The 21,594-nt window shown below is 62.7% G+C and carries 25 protein-coding genes; 13 read left to right on the plus strand and 12 right to left on the minus strand.

Translation table 11 applies throughout. The features are described 5' to 3' along the window. Positions 1 to 55: 55 nt before the first annotated feature. The 7 genes from AC0L2R_RS01485 to AC0L2R_RS01515 all read left to right on the plus strand — a co-directional run bounded on the left by AC0L2R_RS01485 (position 56) and on the right by AC0L2R_RS01515 (position 7,000). Positions 56 to 1,624, plus strand: a complete 1,569-nt coding sequence (locus AC0L2R_RS01485) for a putative B6 ABC transporter ATP-binding protein (RefSeq protein ID WP_473507499.1) — start codon at positions 56 to 58, stop codon at positions 1,622 to 1,624. Next, on the plus strand, positions 1,621 to 2,718 hold the full coding sequence (locus AC0L2R_RS01490; RefSeq protein ID WP_473507500.1) for a putative B6 ABC transporter permease subunit 2: 1,098 nt from the start codon (positions 1,621 to 1,623) through the stop codon (positions 2,716 to 2,718). The genes AC0L2R_RS01485 and AC0L2R_RS01490 overlap by 4 nt, the downstream gene beginning before the upstream one ends. Before the next feature lie 4 nt (positions 2,719 to 2,722). After that, on the plus strand, positions 2,723 to 3,658 hold the full coding sequence (locus AC0L2R_RS01495) for a putative B6 ABC transporter permease subunit 1 (protein ID WP_473507501.1): 936 nt from the start codon (positions 2,723 to 2,725) through the stop codon (positions 3,656 to 3,658). A 48-nt stretch (positions 3,659 to 3,706) separates the two neighbouring features. Next, positions 3,707 to 4,513, plus strand: coding sequence for a 4-pyridoxolactonase (pldA, locus tag AC0L2R_RS01500; RefSeq protein WP_473507502.1), 807 nt, complete (start codon positions 3,707 to 3,709; stop codon positions 4,511 to 4,513). 26 nt (positions 4,514 to 4,539) lie between these two features. After that, positions 4,540 to 5,718, plus strand: a complete 1,179-nt coding sequence (gene ppaT, locus AC0L2R_RS01505; protein ID WP_473507503.1) for a pyridoxamine--pyruvate transaminase — start codon at positions 4,540 to 4,542, stop codon at positions 5,716 to 5,718. 31 nt (positions 5,719 to 5,749) lie between these two features. Continuing rightward, a complete protein-coding gene (gene pldH, locus AC0L2R_RS01510) occupies positions 5,750 to 6,496 on the plus strand; it encodes a pyridoxal 4-dehydrogenase, SDR-type (RefSeq protein WP_473507504.1) in 747 nt (248 codons plus the stop codon). 270 nt (positions 6,497 to 6,766) lie between these two features. Further along, entirely contained in the window at positions 6,767 to 7,000 is a 234-nt protein-coding gene (locus tag AC0L2R_RS01515) for a hypothetical protein (RefSeq protein WP_244529057.1), read from the plus strand. A 13-nt stretch (positions 7,001 to 7,013) separates the two neighbouring features. On the opposite strand, the gene AC0L2R_RS01520 is transcribed toward AC0L2R_RS01515, so the two are convergent. The 5 genes from AC0L2R_RS01520 to AC0L2R_RS01540 all read right to left on the minus strand — a co-directional run bounded on the left by AC0L2R_RS01520 (position 7,014) and on the right by AC0L2R_RS01540 (position 12,988). Next, positions 7,014 to 8,258 (minus strand): multidrug effflux MFS transporter, encoded by a 1,245-nt coding sequence (locus AC0L2R_RS01520; protein WP_473507505.1) that lies wholly within the window; start codon positions 8,256 to 8,258, stop codon positions 7,014 to 7,016. A gap of 110 nt (positions 8,259 to 8,368) precedes the next feature. Then, a complete protein-coding gene (gene grxD / locus AC0L2R_RS01525) occupies positions 8,369 to 8,704 on the minus strand; it encodes a Grx4 family monothiol glutaredoxin (protein ID WP_023798253.1) in 336 nt (111 codons plus the stop codon). A 174-nt stretch (positions 8,705 to 8,878) separates the two neighbouring features. After that, positions 8,879 to 9,112, minus strand: coding sequence for a BolA/IbaG family iron-sulfur metabolism protein (locus AC0L2R_RS01530; protein WP_023798252.1), 234 nt, complete (start codon positions 9,110 to 9,112; stop codon positions 8,879 to 8,881). Positions 9,113 to 9,192: 80 nt separating this feature from the next. Beyond that, on the minus strand, positions 9,193 to 11,433 hold the full coding sequence (gene purL / locus AC0L2R_RS01535) for a phosphoribosylformylglycinamidine synthase subunit PurL (RefSeq protein WP_473507506.1): 2,241 nt from the start codon (positions 11,431 to 11,433) through the stop codon (positions 9,193 to 9,195). A gap of 142 nt (positions 11,434 to 11,575) precedes the next feature. Next, a complete protein-coding gene (locus tag AC0L2R_RS01540) occupies positions 11,576 to 12,988 on the minus strand; it encodes an aminotransferase-like domain-containing protein (RefSeq protein ID WP_473507507.1) in 1,413 nt (470 codons plus the stop codon). Positions 12,989 to 13,120: 132 nt separating this feature from the next. Here AC0L2R_RS01540 and AC0L2R_RS01545 point away from each other — a divergent pair, with 132 nt between their 5' ends. The 3 genes from AC0L2R_RS01545 to AC0L2R_RS01555 all read left to right on the plus strand — a co-directional run bounded on the left by AC0L2R_RS01545 (position 13,121) and on the right by AC0L2R_RS01555 (position 14,265). After that, on the plus strand, positions 13,121 to 13,327 hold the full coding sequence (locus AC0L2R_RS01545) for a DUF1127 domain-containing protein (RefSeq protein ID WP_473497532.1): 207 nt from the start codon (positions 13,121 to 13,123) through the stop codon (positions 13,325 to 13,327). 286 nt (positions 13,328 to 13,613) lie between these two features. Further along, complete coding sequence (locus AC0L2R_RS01550; protein WP_473507509.1) at positions 13,614 to 13,865, plus strand: type II toxin-antitoxin system prevent-host-death family antitoxin; 252 nt, start codon at positions 13,614 to 13,616, stop codon at positions 13,863 to 13,865. Beyond that, positions 13,858 to 14,265: a hypothetical protein gene (locus tag AC0L2R_RS01555; protein ID WP_473507510.1), complete on the plus strand. Its 408-nt coding sequence runs from the start codon at positions 13,858 to 13,860 to the stop codon at positions 14,263 to 14,265. The genes AC0L2R_RS01550 and AC0L2R_RS01555 overlap by 8 nt, the downstream gene beginning before the upstream one ends. A gap of 104 nt (positions 14,266 to 14,369) precedes the next feature. Here the strand turns inward: AC0L2R_RS01555 and AC0L2R_RS01560 are convergent, their stop codons facing one another. Genes AC0L2R_RS01560 through purC form a run of 5 tightly spaced genes read right to left on the minus strand, consistent with a single transcriptional unit; the run spans position 14,370 to position 16,848 of the window. Further along, positions 14,370 to 14,786 carry a hypothetical protein gene (locus tag AC0L2R_RS01560; protein ID WP_128246630.1) on the minus strand — a complete coding sequence of 139 codons (417 nt, stop codon included), beginning with the start codon at positions 14,784 to 14,786 and terminating at the stop codon, positions 14,370 to 14,372. A gap of 44 nt (positions 14,787 to 14,830) precedes the next feature. Beyond that, the gene (gene purQ, locus AC0L2R_RS01565; RefSeq protein ID WP_023798248.1) at positions 14,831 to 15,499 is read right to left on the minus strand and encodes a phosphoribosylformylglycinamidine synthase subunit PurQ; all 669 of its coding nucleotides are present in this window, start codon (positions 15,497 to 15,499) and stop codon (positions 14,831 to 14,833) included. Continuing rightward, positions 15,496 to 15,750 carry a hypothetical protein gene (locus AC0L2R_RS01570; protein ID WP_473507511.1) on the minus strand — a complete coding sequence of 85 codons (255 nt, stop codon included), beginning with the start codon at positions 15,748 to 15,750 and terminating at the stop codon, positions 15,496 to 15,498. Before AC0L2R_RS01570 ends, purQ begins: the two co-directional genes overlap by 4 nt. Before the next feature lie 18 nt (positions 15,751 to 15,768). Continuing rightward, the gene (gene purS, locus AC0L2R_RS01575) at positions 15,769 to 16,011 is read right to left on the minus strand and encodes a phosphoribosylformylglycinamidine synthase subunit PurS (RefSeq protein ID WP_023798246.1); all 243 of its coding nucleotides are present in this window, start codon (positions 16,009 to 16,011) and stop codon (positions 15,769 to 15,771) included. Positions 16,012 to 16,053: 42 nt separating this feature from the next. Then, positions 16,054 to 16,848, minus strand: coding sequence for a phosphoribosylaminoimidazolesuccinocarboxamide synthase (gene purC / locus AC0L2R_RS01580; RefSeq protein ID WP_023798245.1), 795 nt, complete (start codon positions 16,846 to 16,848; stop codon positions 16,054 to 16,056). A 277-nt stretch (positions 16,849 to 17,125) separates the two neighbouring features. Between purC and AC0L2R_RS01585 the strand changes: the two genes are divergently transcribed. Beyond that, entirely contained in the window at positions 17,126 to 17,446 is a 321-nt protein-coding gene (locus tag AC0L2R_RS01585) for a DUF1476 domain-containing protein (protein WP_027154189.1), read from the plus strand. A gap of 211 nt (positions 17,447 to 17,657) precedes the next feature. Next, on the plus strand, positions 17,658 to 18,431 hold the full coding sequence (locus AC0L2R_RS01590) for an HpcH/HpaI aldolase family protein (RefSeq protein ID WP_473507512.1): 774 nt from the start codon (positions 17,658 to 17,660) through the stop codon (positions 18,429 to 18,431). Here the strand turns inward: AC0L2R_RS01590 and AC0L2R_RS01595 are convergent. Then, positions 18,428 to 18,976: an RBBP9/YdeN family alpha/beta hydrolase gene (locus AC0L2R_RS01595; RefSeq protein ID WP_473507733.1), complete on the minus strand. Its 549-nt coding sequence runs from the start codon at positions 18,974 to 18,976 to the stop codon at positions 18,428 to 18,430. The genes AC0L2R_RS01590 and AC0L2R_RS01595 overlap by 4 nt on opposite strands. Before the next feature lie 246 nt (positions 18,977 to 19,222). Between AC0L2R_RS01595 and AC0L2R_RS01600 the strand changes: the two genes are divergently transcribed. Beyond that, positions 19,223 to 20,035 carry a VOC family protein gene (locus AC0L2R_RS01600; RefSeq protein WP_473507513.1) on the plus strand — a complete coding sequence of 271 codons (813 nt, stop codon included), beginning with the start codon at positions 19,223 to 19,225 and terminating at the stop codon, positions 20,033 to 20,035. Positions 20,036 to 20,267: 232 nt separating this feature from the next. Here the strand turns inward: AC0L2R_RS01600 and purB are convergent, their stop codons facing one another. After that, on the minus strand, positions 20,268 to 21,575 hold the full coding sequence (purB, locus tag AC0L2R_RS01605) for an adenylosuccinate lyase (RefSeq protein ID WP_473507514.1): 1,308 nt from the start codon (positions 21,573 to 21,575) through the stop codon (positions 20,268 to 20,270). Positions 21,576 to 21,594: the final 19 nt, after the last annotated feature.

Consider the following 21,594-nt stretch of genomic DNA (forward strand, 5'->3'; position numbering starts at 1 on the left):
GGGGTGACAATTCACCCCTCCGGACCGATTTCATGTTTTCAAGGCCTTGGCTTTCATGAGTAGTGGGTCCTCATTGTCGGTCGACAAGCACGACATCGTCGCGCTTGAAGGCGTGACCAAACGGTTTCCCGGCGTCGTCGCCAACGACAGCGTCGATCTGGCGATCCGTCCGGGTGAAGTGCATGTGCTGCTCGGTGAAAACGGCGCCGGAAAATCCACCTTGATCGGCATGCTGTCCGGCCTGCAGCAGCCGGACGAGGGCCGCATACTGGTCGACGGCGAGCCTATCGCGATCACCTCGCCGCGCCATGCGCTGGCGCTCGGCATCGGAACCGTATTCCAGCACATGATGCTGGTGCCGACGCTGACGGTCGCGCAAAACCTGTTGCTCGGCGGCCCGTGGTGGCAGCGGCCGAAGACCGAGGAACTGGAAGCGCGCGTCGCCGAAATCACCAGGGCGCTCGGTATCACGGTCAAGCTGCATGCCAAGGTGTCGGAACTCTCGCTCGGTGAACAGCAGCAGGTCGAGATCCTGCGCGCGATGGTGCGCAACAGCCGGCTTCTGATCCTCGACGAGTCGACCTCGATGCTGACGCCGAAGGGCATCGATGAGCTGGGCGCGCTGATGCGCCGCCTTGTCGAGCAGGGGCTGGCGATCGTCTTCATCACCCACAAGCTCAAGGAGGCGGCGGCCTTCGGCGATCGAATCTCGGTGCTGAAACTCGGCCGCAAGGTCGGCGAAATTCCTCCCGAGCGGTTTCGCGCGCTAGGCGAGCAGGCGATCGTTTCGGAGATCGTCGAATTGATGTTCGGCAAGCAGAAAGGCGACCCGGAAGCGTCCGAGCGTCCGGTTCGCACCATTCACGCCGAAGCGGCTCCGCTGCTTCAGGTCCATGAACTCGCGGTCGCACCGACAGACGACGTGCCGGGCCTGTTGTCGATTTCGTTCGACATCCGTCCAGGCGAGCTGCTGGGCATCGCTGGTATCGACGGCAATGGCCAGAAGCAATTGGCGGAGGCGCTGGCTGGCCAGCGGGCGACGGTGAGCGGTTCGGTGCGGCTGCAGGGCACGCCCATCGAGGCGCTGAGCGTCGGCGAACGCCGTGAGCGAGGCCTTCGCTACCTGACCGACGATCGCCTCGGCGAGGGCACGGTCGGGACTTTTCCGGTCTCGATCAATTTCTTCCTCAAGCAGGTCGGCGCCGCTCCCTTCTGGCGCAACGGCGTCGAGCAGCGCGCTGAAATCGACAAGCGCGCCGCTCAACTGATCCGCGAATACGACGTGCGCACGCCCAGCCTGAAAACGCCGGTCGCCCGACTCTCCGGCGGCAATATCCAGAAGGTGCTGCTGGCGCGCGAACTCGCCGAAGGCGCAAAAGTGGTGATCGTCAACAAGCCTACCTATGGCCTCGATCTCGCCAATACATTGGCTTCGCGCCAGCGAATCCGCGATACGGCGGCACGCGGCCTTGCCGTGCTGCTCATCTCCACCGACCTGGAGGAGTTGCTCAGCATGTGCGACCGCATCGCCGTCATCTCGAACGGCTCGCTGGTCGGCACGGTCGAGAATGTCGGCGATGCCCGCTCCAAGATCGGTCGCTTGATGATCGGACTTGCCGCATGAGCATCGACACCGTCCCAGCCGCCGGCGCAACCGCACTCGATGCCACGGCTGCTGTGGTCACGCGCCGCGATATCCAGCATCGGCTGCTGATGACCATCGGCCCTATATTGGCCGCGCTTATCATCGCCGGCTGCATCCTGCTTGCCGTCGGCGTCGACCCGCTTGCCTATTATGGCTTTGTGCTCGAGAGAGGGCTTTTGTCGCCGCTCGGCATCCAGCAGACGCTGACGCGCATGGCGCCGCTGCTGTTTCTTGCCGCTGGCCTGATCGTGGCCTTTCGCGCCGGCATGTGGAATCTCGGCGGCGATGGCCAGTTCCTGCTCGGCGCGGTAACGGCCGCCGCCAGCGCTCCGGTTTTCGTGGAAGTCATGCCTGCCTGGCTGGCGCTGATCTGCTCGTTCGTCATCGCCATGGCGGTTGCGATGCTCTGGTCGCTGGTGCCAGCCCTTTTGCGGGCCTATCAGGGCGTCAACGAGATCATCACCACGCTGATGATGACGTTCCTGGGCACCTCGCTCGCCAATGTGCTGGTCAAGCTGGTGTTTCGCGATCCGGGCACGACCGTGCCGCAGACCCGCACCTTGCCGGTCGAGGACCGGCTGCCGCGCCTGCTCGATACGACCATCACCAGCGGCCTGCTTCTGGGACTGGCGGCGATCATCACCGTACATCTGGTGATGACGCGCACGGCCTTCGGCCTGAAGCTGAGGATCGTCGGGGCCAATCCACGCGCGGCCATCCATGCGGGGCTTGGCGTGCCGAAGCTCACCATTGCCGTCTTCGCCATTTCGGCCGGGCTGGCCGGACTTGCCGGCGCTGTCGATATCCTCGGCGTCCAGGGTAACGTCCGCGCCGACTGGAATCCCGCTTATGGGCTGGCGGTCATTCCCGTCGTGTTCCTCGCCCGCATGAACGGCTTTGCCGCCATCGGTTTCGTGTTCCTGCTTTCGGTGCTGTCGATCGGCGGCGAGAGCGCGGCTCGCCGCCTCGGCGTGCCCAATCATTTCACGCTGGTGCTGGTCTCCATCGTGCTGATCGTGCTCGCGCTCGCCGAATACATCGATCACCGCTACAATCAGTCGCGGAGGGCCTGAAGTTATGACCGGGCTGTTCAGTGAAGTCTTTCTCAGCGCGCTTTTGTTTGGCGCCGTCACCGCGGCGATCCCGCTGCTGCTGGCTGGCCTCGGCGAACAGATGTCCGAAAAGGCCGGCGTGCTCAACATCGGCATCGAAGGCATGATGCTGGCCGGCGCCTATCTCGGCTTCGTCGGCGCCTTCTATTCCGGATCGCTATGGCTGGGCTTTCTCACCGGCGCCGGCGGCGGTATCGCGGTGGCGCTGGTCATGGCGCTGCTTTGCGTGCGCATCGGGTTGAACCAGATCGTCATCGGCATAGCGCTGACATTGGGACTTGAAGGCCTGACGGCGCTGCTCCACCATTTCCAGTTTTCGCGCAGCTATCCCCGCCTGCCAGCGGTGGATGTGACCGTCATTCCGTTGCTGTCGGACATTCCGGTGATCGGGCCGGCGTTGTTCAGGCAGCATCTGATCGTCTACCTGGCGGTCGCACTGGTTTTCGCCATGGGCTACATCTATCGGCACACGCAGCTCGGCCTGAACCTGCAGGCGGCGGGCGACAAGCCGGCCGCGCTTGACGTCGCCGGCATCGACGTCGCACGAACCCGCACCATCGCCGTGCTGACGACTGGAGCGCTGGCAGGGCTTGGCGGCGCCTTTCTCGCCAATGTCGGCGCCGGCCTGTTCATTCCCTTCATCACCAATGGCGCGGGCTTTCTCGGAATCGTGCTGGCCATGCTGGCGCGTGGTCGCCCGGTCTGGGTGCTGTTCGGTGCCTTGTTGTTCGGCGTGTGTCTGTCGCTGACGACAGCCATGCAGGTGGCCGGCATCAACATACCAACCGACGTCATCCAGATGCTGCCGTTCCTGGCGGTGATGATCATGCTGGTTCTGTTCGGCCGGCGGGCCAGCCTGCCGGCAGCGCTCGGCATTCCATACGAGCGCGGCGTGCGCTGATCAGGTTCAGGCGCGGACGGGACTCGCGCCAACAGAGGAGAGAACAAAATGTCGGATACCAAGGTCTACCTGCTCGATGGTGGCTCGCTCGTTCTCGACGGCTATCACGTGTTCTGGAATCGCGGCCCCGGCGGCGAAGTGCGCTTTCCCGTCTATTCGATCCTGATCGAGCATGCCGAGGGCCGGTTTCTCATCGACACCGGCTACGACTACGAACACGTCATGAAGGTGCTGCCTTTCGAAAAGCCGATCCAGGAAAAGCACCAGACCATTCCCGGCGCCCTGGCGCTGCTCGGCCTCGAGCCGAAGGATATCGACGTCGTCGTCAACTCGCATTTCCACTTCGACCATTGCGGCGGCAACAAGTATTTTCCGCATGCCAAGAAGATCTGTCATCGCACCGAGGTGCCGCAGGCCTGCAATCCTCAGCCTTTCGAGCACCTTGGCTATTCGGATCTGAGCTTTTCGGCGGAGGCTGCCGAAGCGCGTGGCGCGACCGCGCAATTGCTGGAGGGCACGACGCGGGCCAACTCGACCTTCGAGGGCATCGACGGCGATGTCGAGCTTGCCAGGGGGGTCAAATTGATCTCGACGCCCGGCCATTCTATCGGCCATTACAGCTTGCTGGTCGAATTTCCCAAGCGCAAGCCGATCATGTTCACCATCGATGCGGCCTACACGCAGAAGAGCCTTGAAACGCTGTGCCAGGCGGCCTTCCACATCGACCCGGTGGCGGGTGTCAACTCGATGCGCAAGGTGAAGAAGCTCGCCGAGGATTATGGGGCCGAGCTGATGTATTCGCACGACATGGAAAACTTCAAGACCTATCGGACCGGCACGCAATTCTACGGCTGACCGCCGCCAACGAAGAGACAAAGACCATGCGCTATCTCGAACACGCCGAACCGGTCATCACGCTCACCGCCGGGCCGGTGAACGCCTATCCCGATGTGCTGCGCGGCCTCGGCCGCACCGTGCTCTACGATTACGACCCGGCGTTCCAGCTCTTTTACGAGCGTGTGGTCGACAAGGTGCAGAAGGCGATGCGGCTGTCCAACAAGCCGGTCATTCTGCATGGCGAGCCGGTTCTTGGCCTGGAAGCCGCGGCAGCCTCCCTGATCACGCCCGACGACGTCGTGCTCAACCTTGCCTCGGGAGTCTACGGCAAGGGTTTTGGCTATTGGGCAAAGCGCTATTCGCCGCATCTGCTCGAAATCGAGGTGCCCTATAACGAGGCGATCGACCCGCAGGCGGTTGCGGCAATGCTGGAAGCGCATCCGGAAATCAGCATCGTTTCCGTCTGCCACCACGACACGCCGTCGGGCACCATCAACCCGATCGATGCCATCGGCGCGCTGGTTTCGGGGCATGGCGCCTATCTGATCGTCGACGCCGTTTCGTCCTTCGGCGGCATGAAAACGCATCCGGAGGACTGCAAGGCCGACATTTATGTCACCGGCCCGAACAAATGCCTCGGCGCGCCTCCCGGGCTGACGATGATGGGCGTCAGCGAGCGGGCCTGGGCGAAAATGAAGGCCAATCCACTGGCGCCGCGCGCGTCGATGCTCAGCATCGTCGATTGGGAGCATGCGTGGTCGAAGGACAAGCCGTTTCCGTTCACGCCGTCCGTCGCGGAAGTGAACGGGCTCGACGTCGCGCTCGACCTCTACCTCAATGAGGGACCGGCGGCGGTGTGGGCGCGCCACGCGCTCACCGCCAAGGCCATGCGCGCCGGCGTCGCCGCGATGGGTCTGTCGATCTGGGCGGCCAGCGACATCATCGCATCGCCGACCACGACTGCCGTCCGGACGCCCGAAGGCATCGACGAGGAGGCGCTTCGCCAGGCTGCGCGCGCCCGTTACGGCGTGGTGTTCTCGTCGGGCCGGGGCGAGACATTGGGCAAGTTGACGCGCATCGGCCATATGGGCCCGACCGCCCAGCCGATCTATGCGATCGCGGCGCTGACGGCACTTGGCGGCGCGATGAGTGCTTTGGGCGAAAAGCTCGCGGTCGGCAAAGGCATCGACGCGGCGCTCGCCGTTATCGACGCCGACGCCTGAGATGAAGTCACCGATCACATGGAGCACGGAAATGACTGAACAGCTTGCGGGAAAGACCGCCCTGGTTACCGGGGCCGCACAAGGCATCGGCAAGGCGATCGCCGCGCGCTTGGCCGTCGATGGCGCGACCGTCATCGTCAGCGACATCAATGCGGAAGGCGCCGAAGCGGCGGCGGGGGCGATCGGCGCAAAAGCGAAGGCGATCGCCGCCGACATTTCCGATCCGGCATCCGTCAAGGCGCTGTTCGCCGAGATCCAGGCACTGACCGGTGGCATCGATATCCTGGTCAACAACGCCAGCATCGTGCCCTTCGTCGCCTGGGACGATGTCGACCTCGACCATTGGCGCAAGATCATCGACGTCAATCTGACCGGAACCTTCATCGTCAGCCGCGCGGCAACGGACCAGATGCGTGCCGCCGGCAAGGCCGGCCGGGTGATCAGCATCGCCTCCAACAGCTTCTTTGCCGGCACGCCGAACATGGCGGCCTATGTCGCGGCCAAGGGCGGCGTCATTGGCTTCACCAGGGCGCTCGCCACAGAACTCGGCAAATACAACATCACCGCCAACGCGGTGACGCCGGGCCTGATCGAGAGCGATGGGGTCAAGGCGAGCCCGCACAACGAGGCGTTCGGCTTCGTCGAGATGCTGCAGGCTATGAAAGGCAAAGGGCAGCCGGAACATATCGCCGATGTGGTGTCGTTCCTGGCCTCGGATGACGCACGCTGGATCACCGGCCAGACGCTGAATGTCGACGCCGGCATGGTGCGCCACTAAAGCGCCGACGTCTGAAAGGATCCATCCGCAGCGCTGATACTCGATGGAAGCTTTCGTCGAAAAATTCGATTACATTTATCCGCGCGAAACCGGAGACCCGAGATGAAACCTCGGTCCGCAATTGTCGCCCTTACCCTTGCCCTGGTTGCCGGTCCTAACGCGGCAACATCGCAGGAACGCGGCTGTCGCAATCCCGATCCCATCAACACCATAAACGAGATGTTCTCCGCGATCGTCGCCTGTTGGGAGCCGCCGCCCGGAACCGCGGGCATGACCCTGACGCTGCAGTTCTCAATTCGCCGAAACGGCACACTTATCGGCAAGCCTCGCGCCACCTACTCCCGTCTGGGGGATGATGGCAGCCTCAACCGGGCTTTCGTCGCCTCCGTCCTCGAGGCCCTCGACAAGGCTCTGCCACTGCCGGTTTCGGACAGGATGGGTGGGGCGATCGCAGGGCGTTTGCTGTTCCCTCGCTTCACCGCAGCCAGCGGGGATGAATCCTGAAACGCGTCCGGCCTTAAACCGGTGGGTTCTGCGGCTGGAAGAATTTGCCGCGCTCGGCGATCAGCACCATCACCAATGCGCCAAGCGAAACGCTGCAGAATCCGGCGGCCAAGGGCGTCACCGTGCCGTTGAAGGCTTGGCCGATCAGCGTGCCGAGCACGCCGCCGAGGAAGGTCTGCATGAAGCCCAGAATGGACGACGCCGTCCCGGCCAATTGGCCGAGCGGCTCCATGGCGAGTGCGTTGAAATTCGCGCCGAGTGCGCCGAACGGGACCATCGTGCCGGCAAAGAAGGTGATGAAAAGCCAGAGCGGCATCTTCATCTGGATGGAAACGACCAGCCAGGCGAGGCTGATGCCCAGAAACAAGAGCAGCGCGCTTTGCGACAGGCGGCGCATGCCGATGCGGCCGACAAGGCGCGAATTCAGATAGCTCGACAAGGAGAGCACGCCGGCGATCCCTGCGAAAATCACCGGGAACATCTCGCCGACGCCGAAGACGTCGACATAGATCTGCTGCGCCGAGTTGATGAAGCCGAACATCGCACCGAAGGCAAAAGTGCTGGCGAAGGCATAGCATAGCGCGATGCGATTGGTCAGCACGATGCGGAAACCGCCAAGGACGGATGATGCCGTCAGCGGCCGGCGATATTCGGGATGCAGCGTTTCCGGCAGCCGCAGCAGCGACCAGGCTGAGACGACCAGTGCGCCTCCCGCCATTGTGATGAAGATCCAGTGCCAGGAGGCAAACAGCATGATGAACTGGCCGATGCCTGGCGCCACCACCGGAATGGCCATGAACACCATGAAGATCAGCGACATGACTTCGGCCATGCGCCGCCCGTCGAACGTGTCGCGCACGATCGAGACGGCGATGACGCGTGTGGCCGCGGCGCCGATGCCTTGCACCACCCGGCACAGGATAAGCGTGGCGAATGTCGGGGCGATCGCCGCCGCACTCGCCGCGGCGACATAGATGACCAGTCCGACGACGAGCGGAGCGCGGCGTCCGAAGCGGTCCGAGATCGGCCCGAAGAAGAGCTGTCCGCCGCCAAAGCCCAGAATATAGGCGGCAATCACATATTGGCGATGGTTTTCATTTTCCACGCCCAGCGAGGCGCCGATCTGCTGCAGCGCCGGCAGCATGATGTCGATGGCCAGCGAGTTGAGCGCCATCAACGCCGCGCACAGCGCGATGAATTCCCAGCGCGGAATAGGCAAGGTGCTTGCCTGTTGCTGCGCTTCTGCATGCTGATCCACGGCAAAGTCCGATCTTCAAACGAAAAAGCGCCGGCGCACCGGCGCATTCATTCGTCTTGTGCCCCGATACCGGGGAGATAATCAGCTTGGCGAAGTGCCCTAAATGTTCGTCAGGCGGCGCCTTTGACGCTGACGCCCTTTTCGACGAGGAACGTCTGCAGTTCGCCAGCCTGGAACATCTCGCGGACGATGTCGCAACCGCCGACGAACTCACCCTTGACGTAGAGCTGAGGGATTGTCGGCCAGTTGGAGTATTCCTTGATACCTTGCCGCAGCTCGGCCGAGGTTAGCACGTCGACGCCCTTGTAGTCGGCCCCGATATAGTCGAGGATCTGCACGACCTGACCGGAAAATCCGCATTGCGGAAAACCGGGAGTGCCCTTCATGAAGAGAACGACGTCGTTGGCCTTCACTTCGCTGTCGATGTAGTCGTTGATACCGCTCATAGAAAATCCTTTCATGCCCGCGGGAGTCGGGCTCGAAACATTCCCTTTCAAATAAACCCATAGGTTGCCTGAAACAAGACGTTTGCCGCCCTCGTCACGCAAATGGCGCAAAGGATGGCCTGGGCCAAGAGCATCGGACGGCTATCTTCCCAAGCCAGCAAGCCCTAAAAAAGCTTATTCCGGCACGCTGGTCTGCAGTGCGAGCGCGTGCAGCACGCCGCCCATATTGCCCTTCAGCGCGTCATAGACCATCTGATGCTGCTGGACGCGGCTTTTGCCGCGAAAGCTTTCGGCCACCACTTCGGCCGCATAATGGTCGCCGTCGCCGGCCAGGTCGCGAATCGTCACCTTGGCGTCCGGAATGCCTTCCTTGATCAACCGTTCGATGTCGTGCGCGTCCATTGCCATGCGAGGATTCCTTGTTCAGATCTCATAGATATGATCGAAACGGCGGATGAACCACACCGCAACGACCCCGCTCGATCAAATCAGGGGTCCACGACCTCATTTGCCATGAAGCGAGGAAACCAGGATTCGTGGGCAGCGGTCAATTCGCCGACAGGGATCGCCCGCGCCTCGCCGAGTTTCAGGTCGCTGCCGCCGGTCGAGCCGATCCACGGCGCGAAGATGCCGAGCTTGCTCTGCTGTTCGCGAATGGCGTCCCATTCCTCGCTTTGCGGATCGATCGACAGCGTCAAGAGGTAGCGGCCCTGATCCTCGCCGAACCAGACCGGGATCGGGTCGGTCCCGACGAGGCCGGGGACGGTTGCGCCGATGCCGGACGCCATCGCCATCTCGGCCAGCGCGACGGCAATGCCGCCATCGGAAACGTCATGCGCTGATGTGACGACGCCGGAGGCGATCAGGGCGCGCACATGGTCGCCGACGCGCTTTTCGTGGTCGAGGTCGACCGGCGGCGGCGGGCCATCGGTGCGGCGATGGATGTCGCGCATATAGGCCGACTGGGCGAGATGCGTTCCCCACATCGACGGCGCGCCGACCAGCAGGATCATCTGGCCCTCGGCGGCAAAGCCGATCCGCGCCATCTGGGACCAGTCGGCGATCAGTCCGACGCCGCCGATGGTCGGCGTCGGCAAGATGCCTTGCCCGTTGGTTTCGTTGTAGAGCGAGACATTGCCGGAGACGATCGGAAAGCCGAGCGCGCGGCAGGCGTCGCCGATGCCTTTCACGGCGCCGACCAACTGGCCCATGATCTCGGGTCGTTCCGGATTACCAAAATTGAGGTTGTCGGTGGCCGCGAGCGGCAGCGCGCCGGTGGCGGTAAGATTGCGCCAGCATTCTGCCACCGCCTGCTTGCCGCCCTCGTAAGGGTCGGCCTCGCAATAGCGCGGCGTCACGTCGGAGGAGAAGGCGAGCGCCTTGGTCGGATGGCCCTCGACGCGCACCACGCCGGCATCGCCGCCCGGAAGCTGCAGCGAATTGCCCTGGATCAGCGTGTCGTATTGTTCCCATACCCAGCGGCGCGAGGACAGGTCGGGCCCGCCAAGCAGTTTCAGCAGCGCCTCGGCGACATCCGCTTGCGGTGCATCGCCGGCCGCCAGCGGCGCCGGCTTCTTCGGCTCGGTCCAGGGACGGTCATATTCCGGCGCCTGGTCGCCAAGGTCCTTGATCGGCAGATTGGCGACTTCGTCGCCCTGGTGCAGCACGCGAAAGCGCAGATCGTCGGTTGTCTTGCCGACGATGGCGAAGTCAAGGCCCCATTTGTGGAAGATCGCCTCGGCTTGCTTTTCCTTTTCGGGGCGCAGCACCATCAGCATGCGCTCCTGGCTCTCCGACAGCATCATCTCATAGGCGCTCATGCGCTCCTCGCGCACCGGCACCTTGTCGAGGTCGAGCTCGATGCCGAGGTCGCCCTTGGCGCCCATCTCGACCGCCGAGCAGGTGAGGCCGGCAGCACCCATGTCCTGGATGGCGATGACGGCGCCGGACGCCATCAGTTCGAGGCAGGCTTCGAGCAGGCATTTTTCAGTGAACGGGTCGCCGACCTGAACGGTGGGCCGCTTCTCGTCGATCCTGTCGTCGAATTCGGCCGAGGCCATGGTGGCGCCGCCGACACCGTCGCGGCCGGTCTTGGCGCCGAGATAGACGACCGGCAGGCCGACGCCCTTGGCTTCCGACAGGAAGATCGCATCGGTCTTGGCCAGCCCCGCCGCAAAGGCGTTGACCAGGATATTGCCATTGTAGCGCGCGTCGAAATTGACTTCGCCGCCGACCGTCGGCACGCCGAAGGAATTACCGTAGCCGCCGACGCCGGCAACGACGCCGGCAACCAAGTGCCTGGTCTTGGGATGGTCCGGCGCACCGAAGCGCAGCGCGTTCATTGCCGCGATCGGCCGGGCGCCCATGGTGAAGACATCGCGCAGGATGCCGCCGACGCCGGTCGCCGCACCCTGATAGGGCTCGATGAAGGAGGGGTGGTTGTGGCTCTCCATCTTGAAGACGACGCAGTCGCCGTCGCCGATATCGACCACGCCGGCATTCTCGCCCGGGCCCTGGATGACCTGCGGCCCGGTGGTCGGCAGTGTGCGCAGCCATTTTTTCGAGGATTTGTACGAGCAGTGCTCGTTCCACATCGCCGAAAAGATGCCGAGCTCGGTAAAGCTCGGCTCGCGCCCGACCAGGTCGAGGATGCGCTGATATTCGTCGGGCTTCAGCCCGTGCGCGGCAACGAGTTCCGGAGTGATCGGCACGGAATTGGAAATGGTCATGGGCGGCAATTTATGTCCTTGGGATCGAGTCCCGTCTTATCGCAAGCTTTGCAGCCGATACACCCATCAAGCGACGAAAAACGATGGAAGGGTGCAGCAAGTAGCGAAAGATCGCCATTCGGCCCGCCGGTTTCAAGCCGGTTCAGGAGAAACTGTCGTAGCCGGCGCGGCCCTCGTCCAGCAGCCGCCGGATCACGCCAACGCCGCCGGCGATGTCCTCTCGTCGCTCCGGCTGTGAAACGCCAAACCGCACGCCGTGAAAAACCTGCTCGGAACGCCCGGCCTTGAACTCGTCCTCATCGTCGATGAGCACGCCATGTTCGAGACAGGCGTTCTTGAAGGTGCCGGAAAGCCATGGATCAGGCAGGGTGAGCCAGACGAAGGGCACATTGTCTAGTGCGTTGAAGTCGAACCCGGCTAGTGTCTCGCGCACGATCGCCACGCGCGCGTTGATCTCGACGATGCTGCGCTTGCGCATCTCGCTGGCCTGGCCGGACAGAACCAGTCGGCTACACACTTCCGCCAGCAGGAAGGGGAGGCCACCCGTCAGCATCTTGTGAGCGACACGGATCCGGTGGCGATAGGCCGGCGGACAGGCGAGCCAGCCGCCGCGAACGCCGGCCGCAACCGATTTCGACAGGCCGCCGGCAACGATGGTCCGTTCGGGGGCATATTCGGCCAGGAGCGGCGTCGGGTCGTCGGTCAGATCGCCATAGAGATCGTCCTCGATCAGGATGACATTGTATTCGCGCGCGACGCGCGCGATGGCCTTGCGGCGCGTCGCCGACAGCGTCACCAGTGTGGGGTTCTGTGCCGTCGGCATCAGGAACATCATTTTCGGGTGTTTTTGCGCGCAGACGCGCTCGAAATCCTCCGGATCGAGCCCTTCCGCGTCCGACGTCACTAGCGCGGTGCGGCGGCCGATCAGGCCGGCGCTGCGAGAAATCTGCGAATAGGTGAGGTGCTCGAAGACGATATAGTCGCCGGGCGTGGTCAGCGCGGCAATCGCCGCCATAACCGCGGCATGGGTGCCGAGCGTCGGAACGATGCCATCGGGGCTTGGGCGAAACGAATTTCGCGACAGCCAGTTGCAGCCGGCCTCGACCCAGCGGTTGGGAAAATCCCGCGTATAGCTTGAAATCTCGTACGGATGCTCCTGCGCCGTGCGCGAAAGCACATCGGCGACAATGGCGCCCTGGCCGGTATCAGGCGCAGCCGTGCTGTCGAAGCGCAGTTTGCCGCGAGGCGCATCGATATAGCGCGTGCCTTCCACCTGCGGGTCGGGCGCCAGCAGATCGGTCTTGGTGTCATGCCGGCCAAGCACATAGGTTCCGCGTCCGACTTCGCCGCTCACCAGGCCCCGCTCGCGCAACAATTGGTAGGCCCTGCCGACAGTGCCGACGGTCGTGCCGATGTCGTATGCCAGATCGCGCTGCGGCGGCAATTTTGCCCCGGCGGCGATCAAGCCACGGTCGATGTCCGTTTCGATGGAATCTGCAAGCCGCTGATAGAGCGGCCCGGAGCCGGCGGAAAGGTCGGGAAGCCAATTTGTCATGGTGACAATTTTCTATATTGCACCGTTTTGAGAGTCAATACATATGTGACCGCGCAACAAATAGATACAATCTCGAATTTTGGTAGCAAGAAAATGGCTGCAATCGATACAATCCGTTACATGAGAGCTGGGTTGCCCGGAGCCCGCCCGTCAGGCCGGCAAGGCTATGTCCGTCGCCTGGTGCGAATGGTCAATTCACTCGCAAACCGGATCGGCAACCTGCTGGATCGCCGGCGCAGCCGGCTGGTCTTGCTGGAGATGACCGACGATCAGCTTAGGGATATCGGCATCTCGCGTGCCGACGCCCATCGTGAGGGTCTGAGGCCGTTCTGGGACTGAAAATACGTCGTCGCATGCTCCCGGCTCGAATAACGGGGGTATGTCGGCAGACCGGCGTTGAGTGCCGCTGCGATCTTCTTCATTGCCCGGAAACTACCCACCTTCTTCTTGCTTTGATGTCGAAAACGTATCGCGCACTGCGATCGGCCGCGGCAGCGAGGTCGCGGTCTGGCAGACCACGATGCACTCGACCTTCACTGCATTCTCGCCCCGCGAGTCCCGATGAATAGGCTATTGCTGAAAACAGCTAATTCGCCTATTTTCGGGGTAATGAAGGGAAGTCTTTATGGCGAGTTTCACCCTGACAGATCTCGGCAACAAATCCGGCGAGGTTGTGGAGGCCGCGTTCCGTGGCCCTGTCGACATCACCAAGCGCGGCAAGCGCAAGTTCGTTCTCCTGACGGCGGAGCAGTTCGACCGTCTCGCCGGCCGTAGCGCCCAGCAGGCACATCGTGTCGAGGACCTGTCAGCAGAGGAACGCGAAGAGCTTCTCGCCGGCCTCGATGCCGTCGCGCGCGACGATCACCGGGATGACTGAGCCGGACCACGGACAGATCATTCTCTATTCCTATCTGTGGGCGCGGGAATATGACCGGGGGGAGGAAAGCGGACGCAAGGCGCGGCCGACGTGCGTGATGCTGATCGTTGCGGGCAAGAACGGCCGCCAGAAGGCTCTGCTCTTTCCAATCACGAGCCGGCCGCCGCGCTCAGGCGCCCGCTGTGTCGAAATTCCCGAGACTGAGGCCCGTCGCGCCAAGCTCTATACGCCGGCCTGGGTGATCGTCGACGAATTCAACACCGATGATCTCGCTACGTCCTGGGCGCTCGAAGACGCCAAGCCGCTCGGCCGGTTCACGCGCAAATTCATGTCGCGGATCGCCGGCGAAGCCGCGGCGGCTATTCGCGCCGGTGGAGCGCGAACCGTGCCGAGACGATAGAGGCGGCCGGGGGTCCAGAGGACACGCCCTGTCTTCATTGCAGATTGCAGGACAAGCCCGGCCAGGCCTATGACCAGGCCGGCGATCTGCAGCAAGCCATGACGCTATGCAGCCGCACCGCAGGCCTGATTGCCAGCCTGCCAGCGGGCAATATCCGAGCCGATGCGTGCGCCGAGCGGTTCGGCCATCAGCGGACCGTACACGTCGACCCGGCGTGAATTGCCTTGTGCCTGCACGACCAGCAACGGCTTTCCGCCATAATGCTTGACCGGAACCAGCAGGAAGCGCGGCGTGCCGGTGAACGAATTCAGCTCGTTGGCCATCTGATAGGGCTTGAAAGCGGGATCCTTGCTGGCGATCCAGCATTTGTGGGCGGCGATCGCCACCTGTTCCATGGCAAGCAGCGCCGCACTCTTGCCCGAAGGCGCCGGCGCGTTCTTCGGCTTCGACTGGCAGGAGGCGAGCACAAGGCAGGCGGCGGCGACAAGAGCGAGGCGGGCGATCGTCTGTCTCGGGCTCATGCGGCGCCTATTTCGAATTCGGAAAAAAGATGAACGCTGAAGAATCAAGCGGCGATGCCAAGCGCACTTTCGAACAGCGCCCGGCCGTCGCTGCCGCCATGCGCCGCTTCGATCAGGTTCTCGGGATGCGGCATCAGGCCGAGCACATTGCCCTGGCCGTTGATGATGCCGGCAATGTCGTTGATCGAGCCGTTGGGGTTGGTGCCTTCGGCATAACGGAAGACGACCTGGCCTTCGCCTTCGAGCCTGCGCAGCGTTTCGGCGTCGGCAAAGTAATTGCCGTCATGATGCGCCACCGGCGAGCGGATGATCTGGCCCGGCTGATAGCGGCGGGTGAACATCGTGTTGGCGTTGGCGATCTGCAGCTTGACTTGCCGGCAGACGAATTTCAGCGACGTGTTGCGCATCAAGGCGCCTGGCAAAAGGCCGGCCTCGACCAGGATCTGGAAGCCGTTGCAGACGCCGATGACCATGACCCCCTTGGCCGCCTTTTCGGCAACCGCCCGCATCACCGGCATGCGCGCGGCAATGGCGCCGCAGCGCAGATAATCGCCGAAGGAGAAGCCGCCGGGAATGGCGATCAGGTCGACGTCGGGGATTTCGGTGTCGGTCTGCCAGACCGTGACCGGCGGCGTTCCCGAAATCTTGGTCAGCGCCGCGATCATGTCGCGGTCACGGTTGAGGCCTGGCAGGAGGACGACGGCTGATTTCATTTCGGTTCGTAAGGCCTCTGGGCTTCGGCAAGCTCGCGCAGGTCTAAGCGGCGTTCAATATGTTCCAGGCGCTCGTCCTGGCGAGCCAGCACGCCATAAATGTTCTTCACGTCGCCCTCGGTGGCGATGAGATGGCCGCAGATAGAGCCAAGCTCGGACTTTACCTCCCCGAGCGTCAAATCCATCCTGTCCAGACGCGACTGAATGGACTTGAGGACTTCAAATATCAAGCTTCCATCAATCTCGGCCATCTGCCCTCCGGCACAACCTTAGGTAATGGCCACACTATAGTTCTCAATCACCGTATTCGCCAGAAGCTTGTCGCACATGGCTTTGAGATCGGCTTCGGCCTTGGCCTTGTCGCTCTCGGCAAGCTCGACGTCGAAAACCTTGCCCTGCCGCACCTGGCCGACGCCGTCAAAGCCCATCCCGGACAATGCGTGTTCGATCGCCTTGCCTTGCGGGTCGAGCACGCCGTTCTTGAGAGTGACGGTAATGCGGGCCTTGATCACGCTGGACATGCTCCTGTTCGACGTGTTGAGCGGCAAGAAATCTCAGTGCGGCTTGCCTTTGAGGCCATCGGTCGAGGCGACGAGCACCGGCCCGGCGGGACGCGGCGGCTCGTTCTCGTTCATGATGCCGAGGCGGCGGGCGACTTCCTGATAGGCTTCGACCAGACCGCCCATGTCGCGGCGGAAACGATCCTTGTCGAGCTTGTCCTGGGTCGCCACGTCCCACAGACGGCACGAGTCCGGCGAGATCTCGTCGGCAACGACGATGCGCATCATGTCGCCTTCGAACAGCCGGCCGCATTCGATCTTGAAGTCGACAAGCTGGATGCCGACGCCCATGAACAAGCCGGAGAGGAAGTCGTTGACGCGGATGGCCAGCGCCATGACGTCGTCGATCTCCTGCGGGCTTGCCCAGCCGAAAGCGGTGATGTGCTCTTCAGACACCATTGGGTCGTCGAGCGCATCGGCCTTGTAATAGAATTCGATGATCGAGCGCGGCAGTACGGTGCCTTCCTCGATGCCGAGACGCTTGGCCAGCGAGCCGGCGGCGACATTGCGCACGACCACCTCGAGCGGGATGATCTCGACTTCCTTGATCAGCTGCTCGCGCATGTTGAGCCGGCGGATGAAATGGGTCGGAATGCCCATCCGGTTGAGATGGTTGAAGATGTGCTCGGAAATGCGGTTGTTGAGCACGCCCTTGCCATCGACGATTTCGTGCTTCTTCTTGTTGAAAGCGGTCGCGTCGTCCTTGAAGAACTGGATCAGTGTTCCCGGCTCAGGGCCCTCATAGAGGATCTTGGCCTTGCCTTCATAAATGCGGCGGCGATTTTTCATCTGATCTTTTCTCTGGATTTCCGGGCAGGCGGCAAGCGACCAGTTCCTGTCCGTACGCCTAAATTAGTGCGGCAACGGTAGGGGTTCAATGCCGGTGTCTATCCCAATCGCAGTGTTTGCTCAATCGGCAAATCCTTTCAATCACCGCTTTCCGGAATGAAATGCCGCAGCGCAGCAAGTGATGTAGCATATTGACCGGCCCGCGGCCTTTTGGTTTGTGCTGGGCAAGACACATATTTCGACTGCCAACCAAATCGGATTTGACCGGAGGGATGCCATGAGCAGCATGAAAGATCGCGAGGAGGGCTTCGAGCGCAAGTTCGTAATCGACGAGGAACTCCGGTTCAAGGCTGCGGCCCGCCGCAACAAGGCGCTCGGCCTGTGGGCCGCCGAAAAGCTCGGCAAGGCCGGGGCCGACGCCGAAGCCTATGCCAGCCAGGTCGTCCTCGCCGATATCGAGGAAGCCGGCGACCACGACGTTTTCCGCAAGATCCGCAAGGATTTCGACGAAGCCGGGGTCGCCCAGTCGGACCACCAGATTCGCCGCACCATGGACGATCTGATGGCGCAGGCAATCGAGCAGATCAAGAACACCTGACCCTTGCTCTGAGCCAATCGACACGCTGGACCAATCGACCGCCTCGCCCCTCCGGGCGGTTTTTCTTTGCCTTTGCAGCTGTTTCCGGCTGAACTGCATTAGAGCGACGTGCATCCATTCGGAAAGTACGCTCTAAAACTTTGACTCCTCGCGTCGGGCCGACTTTGTCGGCGATTTTGGGCCGATGCGAGGTCGAATAAGGAAGGCGCCCATGTCCCTCAAGTCACGCCTTGTGGCCGATGAAACCTTGTGCACCGCATGGTCCGGCGTGCCTGATGCCCTGACGGTCGAGATTCTTGCCAGACAGGGGTTCGATGCCGTCACCCTCGACATGCAGCATGGCGGACATCATGAGGACAGCGTGCTGCGCGGCCTTGCGTCGGTGCTGGCCGCCAACAAACCGGCGCTGGTGCGCATTCCGGTCGGCCGCTTCGACATGGCCAGCCGCGCGCTCGATTTCGGCGCCGAGGCGGTGATTGCGCCGATGGTGAATTCGGTGGCGGACGCCAGGCTGTTCGCTGCCGCCATGAAGTATCCGCCGCTCGGCGAGCGTTCCTGGGGCCCGACTTATGCCTTTCCGCGTCATGGCAAGGGCGACTATGCCGACTGGCTGCGCGACAGCAACGCGCGCACCATGGCCTTCGCCATGGTCGAAACGCGCGCCGCGCTCGATGCACTCGACGGCATCCTCGACACGCCGGGTATCGACGGCATCTTCCTCGGGCCATCGGATTTTTCGATTGCCTGGTCGAACGGCGCCGCCGTCAACTCGACGCTCGAAAGCATGATGGAAACAGTCGCCTCGATCGCCGAGCGGACGCGCAAGGCCGGCAAGCATGCCGCGATCTACGTCATCGAGCCGGCCATCGCCGCCCGTGTGGTGTCGATGGGCTATCGGCTGCTGGCGATGGGCTCCGAGCACGCGTTGATCGGCCTGGGGGCAAAAACCCTGCTGAAGAGCGTGAGGGACTCGATAAGCCCCTAAAGGTCAGTCAGGAATTTCGCAAAAGTCATCGAGCCTTCCGGCCAAGGGCCGAAGCCGGCATCGGCGTTGAGATGTCCGGCCTCGCCGGCGTCGATGAACAGCGAGCCCCAGGCGCCGGCAATGTCCTCGGCCACCTCGAACGTGCAGAACGGGTCGTTGCGGCTGGCGATCACCACCGAGGGAAATGCCAGCGGCTCACGCGGATAAGGGCCGAAGGTCATCAGGTGCCTGGGTTTTATCTCTGGATTGGCGACGTCGGGCGGCGCCACGAAGAACGCTCCGGCGACCCGACGCTGGAACTGCGGCATTGCCTGGATCACGGCGGCGACGCCGAGCGAATGCGCGACGACAACGACCGGTCGCTCGGCCTCGTTGACCGCCTTCGCCACGCTCGCCGTCCAGTCTTCGCGCACTGGCTTCGACCATTCCGCCTGCTCGACGCGCCGCGCCGTCGACAATTTCGATTGCCAGCGGCTCTGCCAATGGTCGGGGCCGGAATTGGTGTAGCCCGGCACGATGAGAATGTCTGCATCCCTGACTTTCATGGCGCGCATGTAGCGAGGGACACGGTTTCGTGCAACCGTGATGATGATCGGTGCGATACTCACAAATAGTGAACACCATGTTCGCTTCTTGCCGTCTTGTGTGAACGATCGCGATCGACGATCTGTCATCGGGAAAGGAAACAGCCGTGTACATGAGACCCAGGATTTGGAACTGACACGACGAACAATGGTAGGTGGCGCCGGGCTCCTGGTTTTGGGGATCTCGTCGACCAAACGGAGACTTTGATGAGCGAATTGCCTTTTGCCGCCACGACCCCGGTCAGTGTTGCCCGCGTCGGGTTGCGCGCGCGCGATGCCGAAAATCTCGCTGCCTATTATCGCAATGTCGTCGGTCTGCGCGAACTGAGCCGCGCCGGGGGCACGATCACGCTGGGCGCCGCCAATCGTCCCTTGCTCGACATCGAAGCGGATGCAGCGGCGAAGCCTGACGATCCGCGCAGCGCCGGCCTCTTCCACACAGCCTTCCTGCTGCCCAGCCGGGCCGACCTCGGGCGCTGGATCAACCACGCCATCGCCAACAATATCGGCATCGACGGCGCTTCCGACCATCTGGTCAGCGAGGCGCTCTACCTGACCGATCCCGAAGGCAACGGCATCGAGATCTATTCCGACCGCCGCCATGAGGACTGGAAGTGGAATGGTGACAAGATAGCGATGGCGACCGAACGGCTCAACATTTCGTCGGTCGTCGCCGACGTGCCCGCCGGCGATGCCGCCTGGCAGGGCATGCCGGACAACAGCATCATCGGCCATGTCCATCTGCGCGTCGGACGGCCGGAAGACGCCGAGGCCTGGTGGCACCAGGAATTCGGCTTCGATACCATGGCGAAATATGGTGGCGCGGCGGTGTTCCTGTCATCAGGCGGCTACCACCACCACATCGGCGCCAATTCGTGGCAGAGCGCCGGCGCCGGCCGTCGCGATCCTTCCCGGTCCGGCCTCGCCTGGGTCGAAATGCGGTCCGACAATGTGACTGATGCAGCGACGCGCGAGGACCCGTGGGGAACGGTGATCAGGACCGTTCCTGGCAAGGCTTGATTATTCGAACCTGCGCCAGGCTGGATCACCCCTCATCCGTCTCGGCGCTACGCGCCGATCCACCTTCTCCCACAAGGGGAGAAGGGCGAGCCTGCCGTTTGCGCCTCGGCGATCTCGCAGTTTGATGATCGATGCCGTCTTACCTTCTCCCCTTGTGGGAGAAGGTGGCCTCGCAAAGCGAGGTCGGATGAGGGGTGCTCCAGCTTGGAGCCGCCGGCTGGGACCGGTCAAATCACGCTTCTCCGAACACCCGCTTGAAGATCGTGTCGACATGCTTGGTATGATAGCCAAGGTCGAATTTTTCACGAATTTCGGCCTCGGGCAAGGCTGCGGTGACCTCCTTGTCGGCCAAAAGTTCATCAAGGAAATCAGCGCCTTGCTCCCATACTTTCATGGCGTTTCGCTGCACCAGCCGGTAGGCGTCCTCACGGCTGACGCCGGCCTGGGTCAGCGCCAGCAGCACACGCTGCGAATGCACGAGGCCGCGGAACTTGTTCATGTTCTTCAGCATGTTGTCGGGATAGACGAGCAATCTGTCGATGACACTGGTCAGCCGCGATAGCGCGAAATCGAGCGTCACAGTCGCATCCGGGCCAATCATGCGCTCGACCGACGAATGCGAAATGTCGCGCTCGTGCCAGAGCGCCACGTTCTCCATCGCCGGCATCGCGAACGAACGCACCATGCGCGCAAGCCCGGTGAGGTTTTCGGTCAGCACCGGGTTACGCTTGTGCGGCATCGCTGACGAGCCCTTTTGCCCGGGCGAAAAATACTCTTCGGCCTCCAGCACCTCGGTGCGCTGCAGATGGCGGATTTCTGTCGCCAGCCGTTCGATCGACGAGGCGATGACAGCGAGCGTCGCAAAGAACATCGCATGGCGGTCGCGCGGGATCACCTGCGTCGACACCGGCTCCGGCTTCAATCCGAGTTGCTTCGCCACATGCTCTTCGACATAGGGATCGATATTGGCGAAGGTGCCGACTGCACCTGATATGGCGCATGTCGCAATATCCTCGCGCGCGTGCACCAGCCGCTCGCGGCAGCGCGAGAATTCGGCATAGGCCTGCGCCAGCTTGACGCCGAAGGTGGTCGGCTCGGCATGGATGCCGTGGCTGCGACCTATGGTGACGGTGTCCTTGTGTTCGAAGGCGCGGCGCTTGAGCGCCGCAAGCAGGCCGTCGATGTCGGCCAGAAGGATGTCGCTGGCGCGGGTGAGCTGCACGGCAAAGCAGGTGTCGAGAACGTCCGAGGAGGTCATGCCCTGATGAATGAAGCGGGCGTCCGGACCGACGAATTCGCCGAGGTGGGTGAGGAAGGCGATGACGTCGTGCTTGGTGACGCGCTCGATCTCGTCGATCGCCTCGACGTCGAACTTGGCGGCTCCGCCTTTTTCCCAGATGGTTTTGGCGGCCTCCTTCGGGATCACGCCGAGCTCGGCCAGCGCGTCGCAAGCGTAGGCCTCGATCTCGAACCAGATGCGGAACCGGGTTTCGGGCGACCAGATGGCCACCATTTCCGGCCGGGAGTAGCGAGGGATCATCGGTCAGTCCTGACTTGCG

The organism is Mesorhizobium sp. WSM4820, assembly GCF_055811075.1.

Coding starts and splice junctions, on each gene's coding strand:
- purQ (WP_023798248.1), bottom strand. CDS start 15,499: ATGAAATCAGCCGTCGTCCTCCTGCCAGGCCTCAACCGTGACCGCGAC.
- AC0L2R_RS01585 (WP_027154189.1), top strand. CDS start 17,126: ATGAGCAGCATGAAAGATCGCGAGGAGGGCTTCGAGCGCAAGTTCGTA.
- purL (WP_473507506.1), bottom strand. CDS start 11,433: ATGACCATTTCCAATTCCGTGCCGATCACTCCGGAACTCGTTGCCGCG.
- AC0L2R_RS01495 (WP_473507501.1), top strand. CDS start 2,723: ATGACCGGGCTGTTCAGTGAAGTCTTTCTCAGCGCGCTTTTGTTTGGC.
- AC0L2R_RS01540 (WP_473507507.1), bottom strand. CDS start 12,988: ATGACAAATTGGCTTCCCGACCTTTCCGCCGGCTCCGGGCCGCTCTAT.
- ppaT (WP_473507503.1), top strand. CDS start 4,540: ATGCGCTATCTCGAACACGCCGAACCGGTCATCACGCTCACCGCCGGG.
- AC0L2R_RS01550 (WP_473507509.1), top strand. CDS start 13,614: ATGGCGAGTTTCACCCTGACAGATCTCGGCAACAAATCCGGCGAGGTT.
- purC (WP_023798245.1), bottom strand. CDS start 16,848: ATGAAAAATCGCCGCCGCATTTATGAAGGCAAGGCCAAGATCCTCTAT.
- purB (WP_473507514.1), bottom strand. CDS start 21,575: ATGATCCCTCGCTACTCCCGGCCGGAAATGGTGGCCATCTGGTCGCCC.
- grxD (WP_023798253.1), bottom strand. CDS start 8,704: ATGAGCGGTATCAACGACTACATCGACAGCGAAGTGAAGGCCAACGAC.
- AC0L2R_RS01600 (WP_473507513.1), top strand. CDS start 19,223: ATGAGCGAATTGCCTTTTGCCGCCACGACCCCGGTCAGTGTTGCCCGC.
- AC0L2R_RS01570 (WP_473507511.1), bottom strand. CDS start 15,750: ATGGCCGAGATTGATGGAAGCTTGATATTTGAAGTCCTCAAGTCCATT.
- AC0L2R_RS01515 (WP_244529057.1), top strand. CDS start 6,767: ATGACCCTGACGCTGCAGTTCTCAATTCGCCGAAACGGCACACTTATC.
- pldH (WP_473507504.1), top strand. CDS start 5,750: ATGACTGAACAGCTTGCGGGAAAGACCGCCCTGGTTACCGGGGCCGCA.
- AC0L2R_RS01530 (WP_023798252.1), bottom strand. CDS start 9,112: ATGGCAATGGACGCGCACGACATCGAACGGTTGATCAAGGAAGGCATT.
- pldA (WP_473507502.1), top strand. CDS start 3,707: ATGTCGGATACCAAGGTCTACCTGCTCGATGGTGGCTCGCTCGTTCTC.
- AC0L2R_RS01555 (WP_473507510.1), top strand. CDS start 13,858: ATGACTGAGCCGGACCACGGACAGATCATTCTCTATTCCTATCTGTGG.
- AC0L2R_RS01560 (WP_128246630.1), bottom strand. CDS start 14,786: ATGAGCCCGAGACAGACGATCGCCCGCCTCGCTCTTGTCGCCGCCGCC.
- AC0L2R_RS01595 (WP_473507733.1), bottom strand. CDS start 18,976: ATGAAAGTCAGGGATGCAGACATTCTCATCGTGCCGGGCTACACCAAT.
- AC0L2R_RS01490 (WP_473507500.1), top strand. CDS start 1,621: ATGAGCATCGACACCGTCCCAGCCGCCGGCGCAACCGCACTCGATGCC.
- AC0L2R_RS01485 (WP_473507499.1), top strand. CDS start 56: ATGAGTAGTGGGTCCTCATTGTCGGTCGACAAGCACGACATCGTCGCG.
- AC0L2R_RS01590 (WP_473507512.1), top strand. CDS start 17,658: ATGTCCCTCAAGTCACGCCTTGTGGCCGATGAAACCTTGTGCACCGCA.